The organism is Bradyrhizobium sp. 170, from assembly GCF_023101085.1.
Taxonomy (GTDB): Bacteria; Pseudomonadota; Alphaproteobacteria; order Rhizobiales; family Xanthobacteraceae; genus Bradyrhizobium.
Genome location: NZ_CP064703.1, coordinates 1,034,533 through 1,051,155 on the forward strand (window position 1 = coordinate 1,034,533; position 16,623 = coordinate 1,051,155).

At 63.2% G+C, this 16,623-nt stretch carries 14 protein-coding genes and 2 riboswitches; of the genes, 8 read left to right on the top strand and 6 right to left on the bottom strand.

Annotated elements, in window-relative coordinates; translation table 11 throughout:
* Positions 1-9 precede the first annotated feature (9 nt).
* Positions 10-224: riboswitch (cobalamin riboswitch) on the bottom strand.
* Positions 225-319: 95 nt separating this feature from the next.
* Genes prpB through IVB05_RS04930 form a run of 4 tightly spaced genes read right to left on the bottom strand, consistent with a single transcriptional unit; the run spans position 320 to position 4,416 of the window.
* Complete coding sequence (gene prpB / locus IVB05_RS04915; protein ID WP_247783322.1) at positions 320-1,240, bottom strand: methylisocitrate lyase; 921 nt, start codon at positions 1,238-1,240, stop codon at positions 320-322.
* 10 nt (positions 1,241-1,250) lie between these two features.
* Positions 1,251-2,423: a 2-methylcitrate synthase gene (prpC, locus tag IVB05_RS04920; protein ID WP_247783323.1), complete on the bottom strand. Its 1,173-nt coding sequence runs from the start codon at positions 2,421-2,423 to the stop codon at positions 1,251-1,253.
* Positions 2,424-2,434: 11 nt separating this feature from the next.
* Entirely contained in the window at positions 2,435-3,988 is a 1,554-nt protein-coding gene (locus tag IVB05_RS04925; RefSeq protein ID WP_247783324.1) for an MmgE/PrpD family protein, read from the bottom strand.
* The gene (locus IVB05_RS04930; RefSeq protein WP_247783325.1) at positions 3,985-4,416 is read right to left on the bottom strand and encodes an acyl-CoA thioesterase; all 432 of its coding nucleotides are present in this window, start codon (positions 4,414-4,416) and stop codon (positions 3,985-3,987) included. Before IVB05_RS04930 ends, IVB05_RS04925 begins: the two co-directional genes overlap by 4 nt.
* A 135-nt stretch (positions 4,417-4,551) precedes the next feature.
* Between IVB05_RS04930 and IVB05_RS04935 the strand changes: the two genes are divergently transcribed.
* The 6 genes from IVB05_RS04935 to IVB05_RS04960 all read left to right on the top strand — a co-directional run bounded on the left by IVB05_RS04935 (position 4,552) and on the right by IVB05_RS04960 (position 13,453).
* The gene (locus tag IVB05_RS04935) at positions 4,552-5,973 is read left to right on the top strand and encodes a short-chain fatty acyl-CoA regulator family protein (RefSeq protein ID WP_247783326.1); all 1,422 of its coding nucleotides are present in this window, start codon (positions 4,552-4,554) and stop codon (positions 5,971-5,973) included.
* A 136-nt stretch (positions 5,974-6,109) separates the two neighbouring features.
* A riboswitch (cobalamin riboswitch) is annotated at positions 6,110-6,326 on the top strand.
* Between the two features lie 114 nt (positions 6,327-6,440).
* Positions 6,441-9,359 (top strand): ribonucleoside-diphosphate reductase subunit alpha, encoded by a 2,919-nt coding sequence (locus tag IVB05_RS04940; RefSeq protein WP_247783327.1) that lies wholly within the window; start codon positions 6,441-6,443, stop codon positions 9,357-9,359.
* Between the two features lie 26 nt (positions 9,360-9,385).
* Positions 9,386-10,516 carry a ribonucleotide-diphosphate reductase subunit beta gene (locus IVB05_RS04945; protein WP_247783328.1) on the top strand — a complete coding sequence of 377 codons (1,131 nt, stop codon included), beginning with the start codon at positions 9,386-9,388 and terminating at the stop codon, positions 10,514-10,516.
* A 252-nt stretch (positions 10,517-10,768) separates the two neighbouring features.
* Complete coding sequence (locus tag IVB05_RS04950) at positions 10,769-11,992, top strand: glycosyltransferase family 87 protein (protein WP_247783329.1); 1,224 nt, start codon at positions 10,769-10,771, stop codon at positions 11,990-11,992.
* 269 nt (positions 11,993-12,261) lie between these two features.
* Positions 12,262-12,936 carry a TetR/AcrR family transcriptional regulator gene (locus tag IVB05_RS04955; RefSeq protein ID WP_214490601.1) on the top strand — a complete coding sequence of 225 codons (675 nt, stop codon included), beginning with the start codon at positions 12,262-12,264 and terminating at the stop codon, positions 12,934-12,936.
* Between the two features lie 91 nt (positions 12,937-13,027).
* Positions 13,028-13,453: an OsmC family protein gene (locus IVB05_RS04960; RefSeq protein WP_247783330.1), complete on the top strand. Its 426-nt coding sequence runs from the start codon at positions 13,028-13,030 to the stop codon at positions 13,451-13,453.
* 53 nt (positions 13,454-13,506) lie between these two features.
* On the opposite strand, the gene pyk is transcribed toward IVB05_RS04960, so the two are convergent.
* Both pyk and IVB05_RS04970 read right to left on the bottom strand, forming a co-directional pair.
* The gene (gene pyk / locus IVB05_RS04965; protein WP_247783331.1) at positions 13,507-14,943 is read right to left on the bottom strand and encodes a pyruvate kinase; all 1,437 of its coding nucleotides are present in this window, start codon (positions 14,941-14,943) and stop codon (positions 13,507-13,509) included.
* Positions 14,940-15,521 carry a DUF1036 domain-containing protein gene (locus tag IVB05_RS04970; protein WP_247783332.1) on the bottom strand — a complete coding sequence of 194 codons (582 nt, stop codon included), beginning with the start codon at positions 15,519-15,521 and terminating at the stop codon, positions 14,940-14,942. Before IVB05_RS04970 ends, pyk begins: the two co-directional genes overlap by 4 nt.
* Positions 15,522-15,746: 225 nt before the next feature.
* On the opposite strand from IVB05_RS04970, the gene IVB05_RS04975 reads away from it, so the two are divergent.
* Together IVB05_RS04975 and IVB05_RS04980 are read left to right on the top strand one after the other, a co-directional pair.
* On the top strand, positions 15,747-16,049 hold the full coding sequence (locus IVB05_RS04975) for a DUF1244 domain-containing protein (protein WP_247783333.1): 303 nt from the start codon (positions 15,747-15,749) through the stop codon (positions 16,047-16,049).
* A 173-nt stretch (positions 16,050-16,222) separates the two neighbouring features.
* On the top strand, positions 16,223-16,498 hold the full coding sequence (locus tag IVB05_RS04980; RefSeq protein ID WP_214490606.1) for a DUF2312 domain-containing protein: 276 nt from the start codon (positions 16,223-16,225) through the stop codon (positions 16,496-16,498).
* The last annotated feature ends 125 nt before the right edge of the window (positions 16,499-16,623 follow it).

The window sequence follows — 16,623 nt, forward strand, 5'->3', positions numbered from 1 at the left end:
CCCGCCCGAGGACGTGTATGTTGTCGAGGCAGGTCTCCTGGCTCGCGGGTCAGTGCTGCTGTCCGGCCTTCCCGAAACCACGCAAGGTCTCAGTGACTTTGTTGGACAGCGGCTCGCCGCTTACAGTTGCGGGGGCAGCTCCGGCTTTGGCTTTTCGGCCGCACCGGCTTCCCTCTTAGCTTCGGGCCGAATGAGCCCGAAGAACCACGACGGGTTCAGTTAAGGTCAACGGCGATCTCAGTCAATACGAGATCGGGTGGCGCCGACCGCATTGGCTTTTCAATGAATTCCATATCGACCGGCAAGATGACGGAACAGTTCACCTCTGCGGCATGCCTGTGGGAACGATGGTTCTGATGATGGAGGCGTCGAGCGCTTCGTAATCGTGCAGCCCGATCGTTGCGTAAAGTTCGGCGCGCGTCTGCATCTGGTCGAGCATCTTGCAGGTGCTGCCATAGCGTTTGAGGGCGGCGAACAGATTCTGCTGGGCCTTGTTGGCGACGCGGAGCGACGATACCGGCCAGATCACCATGCGATAGCCCATGGCCTCGAACTCGGACGCGGTGAAGAACGGCGTCTTGCCGAACTCGGTCATGTTCGCCAGCATCGGAACGCCGGGAATGCGCCTGGCGAACTCCTGGAACATCTCGCGCGAAATCATTGCTTCCGGGAAGATCGCATCCGCTCCCGCTTCCAGATAGAGCTTTGCACGCGCTACCGCGCCGTCCATGCCTTCGCTGGCTGCGGCGTCCGTTCTCGCAATCAGATAGAGATGACGCCGCGCCTTGGCAGCGGCGGCGACCTTGGCCGCCATGTCGCGCGCATCCGCCAGCTTCTTGTCGTTGAGATGGCCGCATTTTTTCGGAAGCAACTGGTCCTCGATGTGAACGGCCGCGGCACCGGCGTCCTCGAAGGTGCGCACCATGTTCATGACGTTGAGCGCTTCGCCATAGCCGGTGTCGCCATCGACCAGCACCGGCAGGCCGCTGGCGCGCGCCACCTGGCGGATGAAGAAGGCGACTTCCTCGATCGTGATGATGCCGAGATCCGGCAGGCCCATCGATGCTGTCATCGCCGCGCCGGACAGATAGAGCGCGGAAAAGCCCGCGTCGCGGGCCTGCAGCGCGGCCATTCCGTTGTGCGTGCCCGGCATCTGGAGGATGCCTGGCTTGTCCAGGAGATCGCGAAAGCGGACCCCGGCCGGCCTGTCGGCCAGATCAGTACCCAGGAGATACACCATTGTTGCTTCCTTACGCGGCGCGTGGGGCGATGGCCGCCTTGCCACGCTCATGCAACGGCACAAACTTCAGATTCTCCGGGCCGATATAGTTCGCGGCCGGGCGGATGATCTTGTTGTTGATGCGCTGCTCCATCACATGCGCCGCCCACCCCGACGTACGGGAAATCACGAACAGCGGCGTGAACATCGCGGTCGGCACTCCCATCGCGTGGTAGGAGACTGCGCTGAACCAGTCGAGATTGGCGAACATCTTTTTGGCATCGGCCATGACGGCCTCGATCCGGTCGGCGATTTCGAACATCCGGGTGTTCTCACCCTCGATGCTGAGGCGGCGCGCGACTTCCTTGATCACCTTGTTGCGCGGGTCGGCAATGGTGTAGACCGGGTGACCGAAGCCGATGACGACCTCTCTGGCCGCGACCCTGCGGCGGATATCGGCCTCCGCCTCGTCCGTATCGCCGTAGCGCTTCTGCACTTCGAACGCGATCTCGTTGGCGCCGCCGTGCTTCGGCCCGCGCAGCGCGCCGATCGCTCCGGTGACCGCGGAGTAGAGGTCGGAGCCGGTGCCCGCGATCGAGCGCGCCGTGAACGTCGAGGCGTTGTACTCGTGCTCCGCGTAGAGGATCAGCGAGGTATGCATCGCGCGCTCGTGCGATGGCGGCGGCATTCTGCCATGAAGCAAATGCAGGAAGTGCGAGCCGATCGAATCGTCGTCGGTTTCGACGTCAATCCGGCGGCCATGGTGGGCGTAGTGGTGCCAGTACAGCAGCATCGACCCAAGCGAGGCCATCAGCCGGTCGGCAATGTCGCGCGCGCCGGGCTGATTGTGATCATGGGCCTCGGGAAGGATGCAGCCGAGCGCGGAAACGCCGCTTCTGAGCACGTCCATCGGATGCGCGGCGGCAGGCAGCAATTCCAGCGTCTGCAATACCGCTGAAGGTAACCCGCGAAGCGCCTTCAGCTTGGCCTTGTAGTTTCTGAGCTCCGACAAGGTGGGCAGGCTGCCGTGAACGAGGAGATACGCGATCTCCTCGAATTCGCAGCTTTCGGCGACGTCGAGAATGTCGTAGCCGCGATAATGCAGGTCGTTTCCGGTGCGGCCGACCGTGCACAGCGCGGTGTCGCCGGCGATCACGCCTGAAAGTGCGACCGATTTCTTGGGCGAAGGCTTGATGTCCGTCATTTTAATCTCCCTTATCGATTGCTGGCGGCGCGCTGGACCGCAACCGGAGCAGTGTCGCGCCAGTCGAAGATGCCGTGCGTCGATGTGCTGCCGAGAAATTTTGGATCGATCGCGAAGGTGAGGTCGGTCAGTTCACCTGCTTTGAGCGAGGCCAGTCGTTCCACCGTAGCGATGAAGCGATCCTGCTCAGCCGCGCTGATTACGCCTTCCGCCAGGTTGCGGAATTTCCGGATATAGTCCGGCCGCCTGAACGGGCGGGCGCCGAGCGGATGCGCGTCAGCCAGCGCTAGTTCGTCGCTGATGACGGAGCCACCCTTCAGTCTCACGACAACGCGGCCGCCGAACGCCTTTTCCTTCGGATCGTGGCTGTGGTAGCGGCGGGTCCATGCGGGGTCTTCGATCGTCGAGATCTTGCGCCACAGCGCCACCGTGGTTTCGCGACCGGCGCGCTCGGGGGCGTAGGATCGCTCGTGATGCCAGCCGCCGTCTTCGAGCGCGACCGCGAAAATATACATGATCGAATGGTCGAGCGTTTCGCGGCTCGCCTTCGGGTCCATCTTCTGCGGGTCGTTGGCGCCGGTGCCGATGACGTAGTGGGTGTGGTGGCTGGTGTGGACGACGATGCTTTCGATCTTCGAGAGATCGCCGATCTTCGGTCCCAGCCGGCGTGCGAGGTCGATCAGGGCCTGGCTCTGGTATTCGGCCGAGTGCTCCTTGGTGTAGGTGTCGAGAATGGCGCGCTTGGGTTCGCCCTTTTCCGGCAGCGGCACTGCGTACTCCGCCTTGGGGCCGCTGAGCAGCCAGGCGATAAAACCGTCCTCGCCCTCATAGGCGGGTGACGGTGCGCCTTCGCCGCGCATCACGCGATCGACGGATTCAATCGCCATCTTGCCGGCGAAGGCCGGCGCATAGGCCTTCCAGCTCGATATCTCGCCCTTGCGCGACTGCCGCGTGGTCGTGGTGACGTGGAGCGCCTGCTGAACGGCCTGATAGATCGTCTCGGCAGGCAAGCCGAGCAGCGCGCCGATCCCGGCGGCGGCAGACGGCCCGAGATGGGCGATGTGATCGATCTTGTGCTCGTGCAGGCAGATGCCTTTCACGAGGTCGACCTGAATTTCATAGGCCGCCGCCAGCCCTCGAACGAGGTCCGCGCCCGTCAGCCCGCAGTGCTGGGCGACAGCCAGCAATGGCGGAATGTTGTCGCCGGGATGCGAATAGTCCGCCGCCAGAAACGTGTCGTGGAAATCGAGCTCGCGGACGGCGACGCCGTTGGCCCAGGCGGCCCATTCCGGCGAAATCCGCTGCGGCCTTGTCAGGCCGAACACGGTGGCCCCCGGCTGGAACGGATGCGCCTCGGCCTGCGCTCGCGCGCTGGCAACGGGACGCCGCGCCACCGAGGCCGCGGCAACGGCGGCGTTGTCGATGATGCGGTTGCCCAGCATCTCCACCACATCGCTCTCGACCGCGACCGGGTCGGCGGCGACCTCGGCGATCTTCCAGGCCAGTTGGCTCGCGCGCGGGAGATGATCGGCCGATTTGGACGTGCGAACGCTATGCTGTTTCAAGACGCAGCTTCCTTCTGGATTGGATCGGTCATGGTTGGTTGCGCGATCGGAACCGGACGGCCGAATTCGTTGACCGCAACCATCTCGAACGTTCCACGCACCGCGGATTTCCGCCGGCCGCTGATCAGGTCTTCGCGGATCATGTCGACGGCGACCGTCATGGAGCTGCGGCCGACGCGCACGACCTGGGCGACGAGTTCGACGAGTTCGCCGACATGGACGGGCTCATGAAATTCGATTCTGTCCGAAGTCGCCATCACCACGCTCTGGCGGGCGTGCCGCGTGGCCGTGACGAATGCCGCCTTGCCCATCAGGCTCAGCGCATGGCCGCCGAACAGCGTGCCGTAGTGATTGGCCTGCTCCGGAAACACCATCTCCACGAACCGGGTTTCGTTGGGATGGAGGTTTGGCGACGCCGCTGAATGCATTTTTCCTGCTCCGGACGACTTGTTATTTCCTCACGACTTCGCAATATCTACAAACGTGCACCGTCGAAACGGCTGATAAAGCATAGTCTTGCGAAGAAAAGCCGCTTAGTTTGCAAAGTTTGCGAAGGTGATGCGATGAAAAAGACCTTCATGGGCGTGCGGTTGAAAAGACTGCGCGAGGAGCAGCGCCTGACGCAGGCCGCACTTGCCGGCAAACTCGGGATCTCGCTCAGCTACCTCAACCAACTGGAAAACAATCAGCGGCCGCTCACCGTGCCGGTGCTGCTGGCACTCAATTCGGTATTCGGCCTTGACGTGCAGTCGTTCGCCGAGGGCGATGAGGCGCGCCTGATCTCGGACCTCCGCGAAGCGCTGGCGGATCCTTCACTGGGCGAATCGATCGCTATCGCTGAACTTCGCGAACTCGCGCAAAACATGCCCGCGGTCGGGCGCGCGCTGGTCAACCTCAACCGCAAATACCGCCATGCCGCCGAGCAATATGCGGCAATCTCCGCGCGGCTCGGCGACGACCGTCAAGCCGTGGCGGCGGTACTGCCATCCACGCCGTTCGAGGAAGTCCGCGACTTCTTCTATCTGCATCACAACTACATTGCCGAGCTCGACGATGCGGCGGAAGCGATCGCCGGCCGCGTGGAATTGCCGATCGGGCGGATGACGCCAAGCCTGGTGTCGTATCTCGAAAGCCGGCACGGCGTGACTGTCCTGATCGACGCGATCGACGAGCTGGGATCGGGAACGCAGCGCCTGTTCGATGGCCGCACGCGGACGCTGCGGCTGTCGCCGAGCCTTGATCCCGGCCAGCAGGCGTTTCAGCTCGCGACGCAGATCGCCATTCTGGAACTGGACGAGGCGATATGTTCGATCGTCGACAAGGCAAAGTTCACCAGCGACGAATCACGCGGCCTCGCCCGCATTGGCCTTGCAAACTATTTCGCCGGCGCGCTGATCCTGCCTTACGCCGTTTTCCTCAACGAGGCGGAGCGGTGCCGTTACGACATCGAGTTGCTCAGTCACCAGTTCGGGGTGGGCTTTGAAACGATCTGTCACCGGCTGAGCACCCTGCAGCGCCACAATGCGCGGGGCGTGCCGTTCTTCTTCATCCGGGTCGATCGCGCCGGAAACATATCGAAGCGCCAATCGGCGACCGATTTCCATTTTTCGCGGGTCGGCGGGACCTGTCCGCTGTGGAACGTTTATGAGGCCTTCGCCAACCCGGGGCGTATCCTGACGCAGTTGGCGCGGATGCCCGATGAGCGAACCTACCTCTGGGTTGCCCGGACGGTGTCGCACGGCCGAGGGGGCTACGGCGCGCCCGCCAAGACGTTTGCGGTCGCCCTCGGATGCGATGTTCGCCATGCGGAGCGAATCGTCTATTCGCAGGGCCTCAAGATCGATCCGTCACTGGCGACGCCGATCGGCATGGGCTGCAAGGTGTGCGAACGGCCGGACTGTCCGCAGCGCGCATTTCCGCCGGTCGGCCGGGCCTTGCGAATCGACGAAACGCGGTCCCGCTTCGCGCCCTATGCGACGTCATGAGCTGAACGCGGCTGGAATAGCGGGGAAAACGTTTTTCAAGCGGAGAAAGAATCAGCTTCCCGTGCTTTTCATCCCCCTGCGGAAATTTTTTGATCGTCGATCTCCAGCGCCCCATTGACACTCCGGCCCGAATAATACCAGATATAGCCGTCACGGCCCGCCCTATCGCAAGATTTGGTGGCTAAGAGGGAAGTCGGTGTATCGCGTGTTTTGCGAGAATCCGACGCTGCCCCCGCAACTGTAAGCAGTGAGTTGTTCCCGATTTCACGTCACTGATGCGGCCACGCATTGGGAAGACCGGGTACGACGCCGACCTGCGAGCCAGGAGACCTGCCGCGACACCGAAAAACGTCCACGGGCGGGGTGTCCGGCGGTCGCTCGCAGAATCATGCCGGTGCTTTGCGCCGGGCATCCAATGCAGCGTCGCTCCAAGACATCCAGCCCCAACAACACTACGGGGTCTGCCGATGTCGCAATCTTCTCAACTCGTTTCTCCCGAAGCCAAAGCCGCTCCCTTTCTCGCGTTGCGAACCGAATCGTCAGCTTCGCAGGACAGCGCGCCGCCGATGCAGGTGATCCGCCGCAACGGCACGGTTTCGAAATTCGACGCCAGCAAGATTTCGGTCGCGATGACCAAGGCGTTCCTCGCGGTCGAGGGGCATGGCGCGGCCGCCTCCCGCCGCGTGCATGAAATCGTCGAGCAACTGACCTCGGAAGTCGTCGGCGCGCTGTCGCGCCGGATGAGCGAGGGCCGCACCTTTCATATCGAGGACGTGCAGGACCAGGTCGAGCTGGCCTTGATGCGCAGCGAGCACCACAAGGTCGCGCGCGCCTATGTGCTGTATCGCGAGGAGCGAACTAGACAACGCGCCGGACAGGAAGCCGCCAATGCCGCTCAGCCGTCGGGCGAGCCTGCGCTGCGCGTCACGCTGGCGAGCGGCCTGCAGGTCCCGCTCGATATCGCGCGCCTGACGCTGATCATCGAAGAGGCCTGCGCCGGTCTCGACGGCGTTAGCGCCGCAGCCGTGCTCACTGAGACGCAGCGCAATCTCTACGACGGCATCGGCGAGGGCGAACTGGCGCTGGCGTCGGTGATGGCGGCGCGCACGCTGGTAGAGCAGGAGCCGGACTACGCCTATGTCAGCGCGCGGCTATTGCTCGACAAGCTGCGCACCGAGGTTCTGTCGTTCGTGCTTGATGCGCCGACCAGCGCGTCGCAGGCCGACATGGCGGTACGCTACGGCGAATACTTTCCCGCCTACATCAAGACCGGCATCAAGGCCGAACTGCTCGATCCCGATTTGGCGCGGTTCGACCTGAAAAAGCTCGCCGCGGCGCTGAAGCCGGAACGCGACCTGGCGTTTCAGTTTTTGGGGCTGCAGACGCTCTACGACCGCTATTTCCTGCATGAGCGCGGCAACCGCATCGAACTGCCGCAGGCGTTCTTCATGCGCGTCGCCATGGGTCTCGCGCTGCGCGAGATCGACCGCGAGGGGCGCGCCATCGAGTTCTACGATCTGCTGTCGTCGTTCGACTTCATGGCTTCGACGCCCACTTTGTTCAATTCGGGAACGCTGCGGCCGCAATTGTCGTCGTGCTTCCTCACCACCGTTGCCGACGACCTTGATAGCATCTTCAAATCGGTCAAGGACAACGCGCTGTTGGCAAAGTATTCCGGCGGACTCGGCAACGACTGGACCCGCGTGCGCGGGCTCGGCGCCCACATCAAGGGTACCAATGGCGAGAGCCAGGGCGTGGTGCCGTTTCTCAAAGTGGCGAACGACACTGCGATCGCGGTCAACCAGGGCGGAAAGCGTAAGGGTGCGGTCTGCGCCTATCTCGAAACCTGGCATATCGACATCGAGGAATTTTTGGACCTGCGCAAGAACACCGGCGACGACCGCCGCCGCACCCATGACATGAACACCGCGAACTGGGTGCCCGACCTGTTCATGCAGCGCGTCGAGGCCGACGGCGAATGGACGCTGTTCTCGCCAGATGAGACGCCCGACCTGCACGATCTCTATGGCCAACCGTTCGCCGAGCGCTATGCGGCATATGAGGCAAAGGCGGCGCGCGGCGAGATCCGCGTGTTCAAGCAGGTTCGCGCCACGGATCTCTGGCGCAAGATGCTGACCATGCTGTTCGAGACCGGGCATCCCTGGATCACGTTCAAGGACCCCTGCAATCTGCGCTCGCCGCAGCGCCATGCCGGCGTGATTCATTCCTCGAACCTCTGCACGGAGATCACGCTCAATACCTCCGACGACGAGACTGCCGTCTGCAATCTCGGCTCGATCAATCTGCTCAACCATGTACGGGAAGGGCGGCTGGATGAGCCGCGGCTGAAGCGCAGCGTGACCATTGCGATGCGGATGCTCGACAACGTCATCGACATCAATTTCTACACCATCCCGGAAGCGCGCCGCTCGAACCTGCGGCACCGCCCGGTCGGTCTCGGGTTGATGGGATTCCAGGATGCGCTGCAGGCGTTGCGAATCGCGATGGCTTCCGACGCGGCTGTTGCCTTCGCCGATACCAGCATGGAGTTGATTTCCTATTATGCCATCGCGGCTTCCGTCGATCTGGCGGCCGAGCGCGGGCGCTATCCGTCGTTCGACGGTTCGCTGTGGAGCCGGGGCATTTTGCCGATCGATTCGATCGAGCTATTGGCGGAAGCCCGCGGCGGCCTCGCGATGGACCGCGGCGTGACGCTCGACTGGGATCGCTTGCGCGAGCGCGTCAAATCATCAGGCATGCGCAATTCGAACGTGATGGCGATCGCGCCGACGGCGACGATTTCCAACATCTGCGGCGTCGCGCAGTCGATCGAGCCCGCCTACCAGAACCTCTATGTCAAATCCAACATGTCCGGCGACTTCACCGTGGTGAACGAGTTTCTGGTGCGCGACCTCAAGGCGCGCGGGCTGTGGGACGAGGTGATGGTCAACGACCTCAAATATTTCGACGGCAGCGTTGGCACGATCGATCGCATTCCTGATGACCTCAAGGCGCTCTATGCCACCGCCTTCGAGATCGACAGTGCCTGGCTGATCGAAGCGGCCTCGCGGCGGCAGAAATGGATCGACCAGTCGCAGTCGCTCAACCTCTATATCGCCAATCCCTCAGGCAAAAAGCTCGACGCGCTCTATCGGCTGGCTTGGGCGCGCGGGCTGAAGACGACCTATTACCTGCGCTCGCGCAGTGCGACGCATGTCGAAAAGTCCACGCTGCGGGGCACCGACGGCAAGCTCAACGCCGTTGCGGCCGCACCTGCGATGTCGGCGGGCGCGCCGATCATCGTGCCGTCCGCCATCACGGCGCCTGACCTGTCCGGTGCTATCGCGTGTTCCATCGACAATCCCGAATGCGAAGCCTGCCAGTAAGCAGACAAGAAAAGAAGGAAACGACAATGCTCGACTGGTCAGAACCCGCTGCAACCCAGCGCCGGATGCCGCTTCCCTTGGTGGCGCAAACCACTGTTGCGGCCGATCAAACCGGCCTCGGCACCATCGACCGAAGCGGCGGCAGGGTGTCCGTGGACGACAAACGGATGATCAACTGCCGCGCCGACGTCAATCAACTGCTGCCGCTGAAATATAAATGGGCATGGGAGAAATATCTCGCCGGCTGCAACAATCACTGGATGCCGACCGAAGTCTCGATGCAGGCCGACATCGCCCTTTGGAAATCACGCGACGGCCTCACTGAGGATGAACGCCGCGCCATCAAGCGCAACCTCGGCTTCTTCGCAGCCTCCGAAAGCCTCGTCGCCAACAACATCGTGCTGGCGATCTACCGCCATCTGACCAATCCGGAGTGCCGGCAGTATCTGCTGCGGCAGTCCTTCGAGGAGGCGGTTCACACCCATACGTTCCAGTACATCGTCGAAAGCCTCGGCCTCGACGAGGGCGAGCTGTTCAACATGTACCGCGAGGTGCCGTCGATCACCGACAAGGCGGCCTGGGCGCTGAAGCATACCCAGCATCTCGACGATCCCGATTTCAGCACCGGGACACCGGAAGCGGACCAGGCGTTCCTGCGCGATCTCGTCGCCTTCTACGTCATCTTCGAGGGCATGTGGTTCTATACCGGGTTTGCGCAGATCCTTTCGCTCGGTCGCCGCAACAAGATGGTCGGCATCGCGGAGCAGTACCAGTACATCCTGCGCGATGAATCGATTCATCTGAACTTCGGCATCGACGTCATCAACCAGATCAAGATCGAGAATCCGCATCTGTGGACCAAAGCCTTTCAGGACGAAGTCCGCGCCATGGTGCGCGAGGCGGCCGAACTGGAAGCGGCCTACGGGCGGGACACCATGCCGCGCGGCTTCCTCGGCCTGAATGCGGCGCTGTGCGAGAGCTACATGCACTTCATCGCCAACCGCCGCTGCGCGCAGCTTGGGCTGGCGCGGGTGTTCGACGAAACCGAGAATCCGTTTCCCTGGATGTCGGAGGCGATGGACCTGAAGAAGGAGAAGAATTTCTTCGAGACGCGGGTGATCGAGTATCAGAACGGCGGCGCGCTGAGCTGGGAGTAGGAGACGCTTGCACTCGTACACCGTCGTCCCTGCGAAAGCAGGGACCCATAACCACCGTAGCTGATTGTTTGCAAAGGACGTCTAACCGGTCGTCACATTGAGGCATCACGCGGTATGGGTCCCTGCGTTCGCAGGGACGACTGGGAAAAACCGACGTTGGCGCGCTAAAACTTAAGATTTCCTCAATTCAGTCCGGCCTATTGCTTGGGGGCCTGCGCGTTCGGACAGGGTGCGCTCGAGCAAGGATTTCGCATGGCCGTTGCCCTCAGCCCGCTCAAGACCGCACCGGAGCAAACCGCAATTCCCGCGTGGCTCGTCAGGGTTTGCCTTGTGCTGGCAGTTGCGAACGTGACCCTTTGCCTGGCGGCATATTCCTCGCACTGGTGGGTTTACGATCCGAACGGCCTCGGCATCCCGACCGACTTCATCAACGTCTGGGCAGCAGGGCGGCTGGTGCTCGATGGCGTTCCGGCGCAGGCGTATGACTGGGACATCCAGAAGCAGGTCGAGGTCGCAAAACTCGGCCAGGATTTTGTCGGCTATTTTGCCTGGCACTATCCGCCGCCGTTCCTGTTCGTCGCTTCGTTGCTTGCACAGCTTCCCTATCAACTCGCCTTTATCGGCTGGGTCGTGGTCAGCTTTCTGCCCTTTCTCGTCGCGATGCGCGCGATCGTCGGCAGCAACTTCGGCTATTTGCTCGCGCTCGCCATTCCGATGGCGTTCATCAATGCGCTGGTCGGGCAGAACGGATTCCTCACCGCGGCGCTGATCGGAGGCACGCTCTATCTGATCCCGATACGGCCGGTACTGGCAGGCATCTGCCTCGGGCTTTTGACGTACAAGCCGCAATACGGGCTGCTGTTTCCGATCATGCTGATCGCAGCCGGGCATTGGCGCGTGTTCATCAGCGCCGGCGTAACGGCGGTCGTGCTGGCCGCCGCTTCCTGGCTCGCCTTCGGCATCGAGAGCTGGCTGGCGTTCTTCCACTGGATGCCGAAATTCTCGCAGACGTTCCTGACCGAAGGCAAGGCCCCATGGTGGAAGCTGCAGAGCATCTTCTCGATGGTGCGTTACTTCGGCGGCAGCGAACCGCTCGGCTGGGCTTTCCAGTGGGTTCTCACCGCCTCTGTTGCCGTGGTGCTGGCTCTGTTGTGGCGAAGCCGTGTGCCCTACACGCTGAAGGCCGCAGCGCTTGCCGCCGGGACGCTGCTGACCACGCCCTATCTCTTCATGTACGACATGATGGTGCTGGCGATCCCGATCGCCTTCCTGGTCCGCATAGGATTGAAGTCCGGTTTTCGCACCTACGAGCTTCCGGCGCTCGGCGCCGTCGTGGCCCTCATCGGTTGCTACATGTTCACCGGTATTCCGACCGGCCTTGGCACCACGCTGGTCGTGTCCACGCTGATCCTGCGCCGCGGCGGATCGTGGTGGCGGCATGAACCGGCGCCAAAACTGGTTGCGGCGGGGGCGTGAACGGCGCGAGGCGATGGCGGCGATATCGTGCGCCAGGGCATTAAACATCGCTCGCGGTTTGATGAACGCCGCCCACAGCGCGGCATTCGCAAGCGCCTTGGCCGGCCAATCCTCCCCGAACCACGCTGCAAAACCGTCTTGTCATCAGGCGTGAATAGTTGTTCACTTCTTCAAGCGATGACTGCGGCTATCGCTCAAGACATTGAAGGTGTGCGCGTTCTGGCAGGCTCCACGGGGCTCCAGGGCGCGCCGGGGACGGAAGGCGCGCCATGGTCTATCGGCGAACCCATCAGGTCGTAAAGCGGCTGGCGGCGCGGCGTAGCGCCATCCTGGCGGCGGCGCGGGACGCTGCGGCCGAGGGCGGCATGGCGGCGGTCCAGATCGCGCCCGTCGCAGTCCGCGCCAATGTCGCGGCCGGCACCGTCTACCGCTACTTCCCCTCCAAGGCCGAGCTGATTTCCGAACTGATCGCCGAGGTCTCGCGCGACGAACTGGCCGCGATCCGCCGCGCGGCGGATGCCGCGCCGGGGCCGTCCTCGGCGCTGGCCGGCGCCGTCACCACCGTTGCCGTGCATGTGCTGTCGCAGCGCAAGCTCGCCTGGGGCATTCTTGCCGAACCTGTCGATGTTGACGTCTCGGTGTCGCGGCTCGCCAGCCGCCGCGAAATCTCCGGCGAGATTGCCGCCAGGATCGACGCCGCGGTGCGCGCCGGACATCTCCCCGCACAGGACACGGCGCTCGCTGCCACCGCGCTGCTCGGCGCGCTGCATGAATCCCTGGTCGGCCCGCTGGCGCCCGAGAATCTGGATGATCCCGCGAAGCTGCGCGACGCCGTGCAAACCGTCACATTGTTGGCGCTGCGCGCCGTCGGCGTGATGGATGCCCGCGCTCGCGGCCTCGTCGTGCAGGCGGTGCTGCCGGCGAAAGCGCTGGTCGGGGCGTAGAAACTTCGCTTCCGTTTGCGACACGCCTTTGTCGCAACCATTTGCCACGCTGCGGCTTATCGACGGATTCAACCGTGACAAGGAGCATGCGATGACGACGACATCAGGATCCGCCAAGTGGCAGGGCGGCATCAAGGACGGCAGGGGCGCGATCTCGACCAGGAGCGGCGCGCTCAGCGATTACCCCTACGGCTTCGCCAGCCGCTTCGAGGGCAAGCCCGGCTCCAATCCGGAAGAGTTGATCGGCGCCGCGCATGCCGCCTGCTTCACCATGGCGCTGTCCCTGATTTTGGGAGAAGCCAAGCTCACCGCCGAACACATGGAAACCAGGGCCGACGTCACGCTGGAAAAGCAGGGCGATGGTTTTGCGATCACCTCGGTTCATCTGACGCTGAATGCGAAGATCCCGGGCGCGGACAATGCAAAATTTCAGGAACTCGCGGGCAAGGCCAAGGCCGGCTGCCCGGTGTCGAAACTTCTGAACACCGAGATCAAGCTGGACGCGACGCTGCAGTAACTGGCGTTGTCATTCCGGGTTCGCGCCTGCGCGCCCCGGCACAACGTACGCCGTCACTTCTTCGCCTCGCCCTCCGGCTCGACATTGGCGATGCGCACCATGTTGGTGGTGCCGGGGATGCCGAGCGGCACGCCGGCGACGATGATCACGCGCTGGCCGGCCTTGGCGAAGCCGTCACGAAAAGCAATGGAGCCGGCGCGATCGACCATGTCGTCCTGGTCGTGGGCGTCTTCGGCCACCACGCAATGCACGCCCCACACGACGGACAATTTGCGCCCCGTGGCGATATTCGGCGTGATCGCCACCACCGGCAGCTTCGGCCGCTCGCGCGCCACGCGGATCGCGGTCGAGCCCGAGGAGGTCCAGCAGATGATCGCCGACAAATCCAGCGTCTCGGCGATCTGCCGCGCGGCGTCCGCGATGGCATCTCCAACCGTATTCTCCGGGTTGGACCGCTGCGCCGTCAGCACGGAGCGATAGGTCGGATCGCGCTCCACTTCCTCGCCGATGCGGTTCATGGTCGAGACCGCCTCGACCGGGAATTTGCCGGCGGCCGATTCAGCCGACAGCATGATGGCGTCGGCGCCTTCATAGACGGCGGTCGCGACATCGGAGACTTCCGCGCGCGTCGGCACCGGCGCCTGGATCATCGACTCAAGCATTTGCGTCGCGATCACCACCGGCTTGCCGGCGCGGCGCGCCATCCGCGTCATTTGCTTCTGCAGGCTCGGCACCCGCTCCAGCGGCAGTTCGACCCCGAGATCGCCGCGCGCCACCATCAGCGCGTCGGAAGCGTCGATAATTTCGCCGAGCCGGTCGATCGCCTGCGGCTTCTCGATCTTGGCCATCACGGCGGCGCGGCCGCGGATAATCCGCTTGGCTTCGTGAACGTCCTCGGCGCGCTGCACGAAGGAGAGCGCGATCCAGTCGACCCCGGTCACCAGCGCCGCTTCCAGATCGGCGCGGTCCTTCGGCGTCATCGCCGACACCGGCAGGTCGGTATCGGGCAGGCTCACACCTTTGCGATCAGACATCTTGCCGCCGATCACCACCCGCGTCACCGCGCGTTCGGGCGAGGTTTCTTCGGCGATCAGCCGCACCTTGCCGTCGTCGAGCAGCAGCGCATGGCCCGGTCGAAGGGCTGCGAGGATTTCCGGATGTGGAAGCTGCACGCGGCTGTTGTCGCCCGGCGTTTTGTCGGAATCGAGCACAAAACTCTGGCCGTTCTTGAGCTGGGTGGAGCCTTCGGCAAAGGCACCGAGCCGCAGCTTCGGTCCCTGCAGGTCGACCAGGATGCCGATCGGGCGGCCATAGCTGCTCTCAACATTGCGGATGGTCGAGACCAGCTCGCGCATCTTGTCGTGCGGCGTGTGGCTCATGTTGATGCGGAACACATCCGCGCCGGCCTCGAACAGTTTTCGGATCATCGCGCTGTCTGATGATGCCGGGCCGAGGGTTGCGAGGATCTTGATGCGACGGAGCCGTCTCATTGCTTGGGCGCCGGGGCTGGCGGCAGACCCGGTCCGCTCGGCTGATTGGACAGGCCGGGAACCCCGCCGGGGCCGCCCGGTCCCATCGTTCCCGGAATTCCCGGCACGCGCTGCGCGGGTTGCTCGTTGGCTTCTGTCAGTTGCACGGTCCACGCTCGCTGTTCGCCTGTGTCGACCTCGAAGAACCCGGTGCGGTCGTAGCCGCGCGCCAGGCAGTTCTCGGTACCCTTGATGGTGAATTCCTTGTCACGCGAACACATGAAGGCCTGTCCCGACCATTCGCCGCCGCGGTCATAGTCGAGCGCGTAGATGTAATAGTAACGGGCGACAAGAGTTCCGCGTAGCAGCGTCTCGCAGCTTCGCGAGGACACGTTCCACCAGCCTTCGGTGGTCCAGCCCTCGGCGTCCTTGTAGCCCAGCGCAATGCCGACCCGGCTGGAAGTGTTGTTGCAGAGCCGGAAATCGGCCGCCGCCGGACTGCTCCACAGGCACGCCGCCGCCAGCGCGAGCATCGGCGTCAGGCCGGCGGTCATGCGTGCGGAGAGGGGGGACGAACGGCGAGAATCTTTTGCGGTCATGCACCGAAGCTATATCAAATCATTGACGATTTCGCGTGACCCGGCGGGACCTGTCAACGGCCGGGCACGCTTTTCCCGCGCTATGGAAAACCGGGACTCCACGTGCGATACCCACTTTTGCGCGCAGATATGGCAAAATCTGTGACAATTCCCACCTGATATCAATATGCTCGGCTCCAGATGACGCAGGACCAAGATCTGGACTCAAGACCAGGACCCAAGGCCATGACGATCGACGACAAAACCAGAACAGAACTGGAAGCCGCCGTTTTTCGGCGCCTTGTCAGCCATCTGCGCGCCCGGACCGACGTCCAGAACATCGATTTGATGAATCTGGCCGGCTTCTGCCGCAACTGCCTCTCCAACTGGATGAAGGAAGAGGCCGACGCCAGGGGTGTCGCCGTCAGCAAGGATGAGAGCCGCGAGGCGGTCTACGGCATGCCCTATGAGAATTGGAAGGCGAAGCATCAGGGCACGGCCACCCCGGAGCAGTTGGCCGCGATGAAGAAAGTTCACCCCGGGCATTGAGCCTCACGGGCTGCGTATCCTCATCTCCTGTGGGCGCGCTGTGGATGAGCGCGATGTTTCCTTGACGCAAGGGCCCCCGATCTTGAGGGTCACTCCTGAAAAAAGCGCCGTGCGGTAACGCGTGCGGCGCTTGATCTTTCAGCATCACCTTCAGTTCCATTCAGGAGTAATCGATGGCCACCTCCGCCGCCGCCGCCGTCCAGGACGAGCCCGCGACAAAATTCGCCAAAGACCAGCTCAAGGCCATCATCGAGCGCATCGAGCGTCTGGAAGAAGAAAAGAAGACGATCTCCGACGACATCCGTGACGTCTATGCCGAAGCCAAGGGCAACGGTTTCGACGTCAAGGTGCTGCGCACCATCGTGCGAATGCGCAAGCAGGACGCCAATGAGCGCGCCGAGCAGGAAACCATTTTGGAGACCTACATGCAGGCGCTGGGTATGCTGTGAGGCGTTGACGCAGCACGTAGCCCGGATGGAAGCGAAATCCGGGGCACTGCCGCGAGCGGATAGGCTTACCCGGATTGCGCTGCGCTTCATCCGGGCTACGATCGTGGAGCGTGCGGAGACAGTGG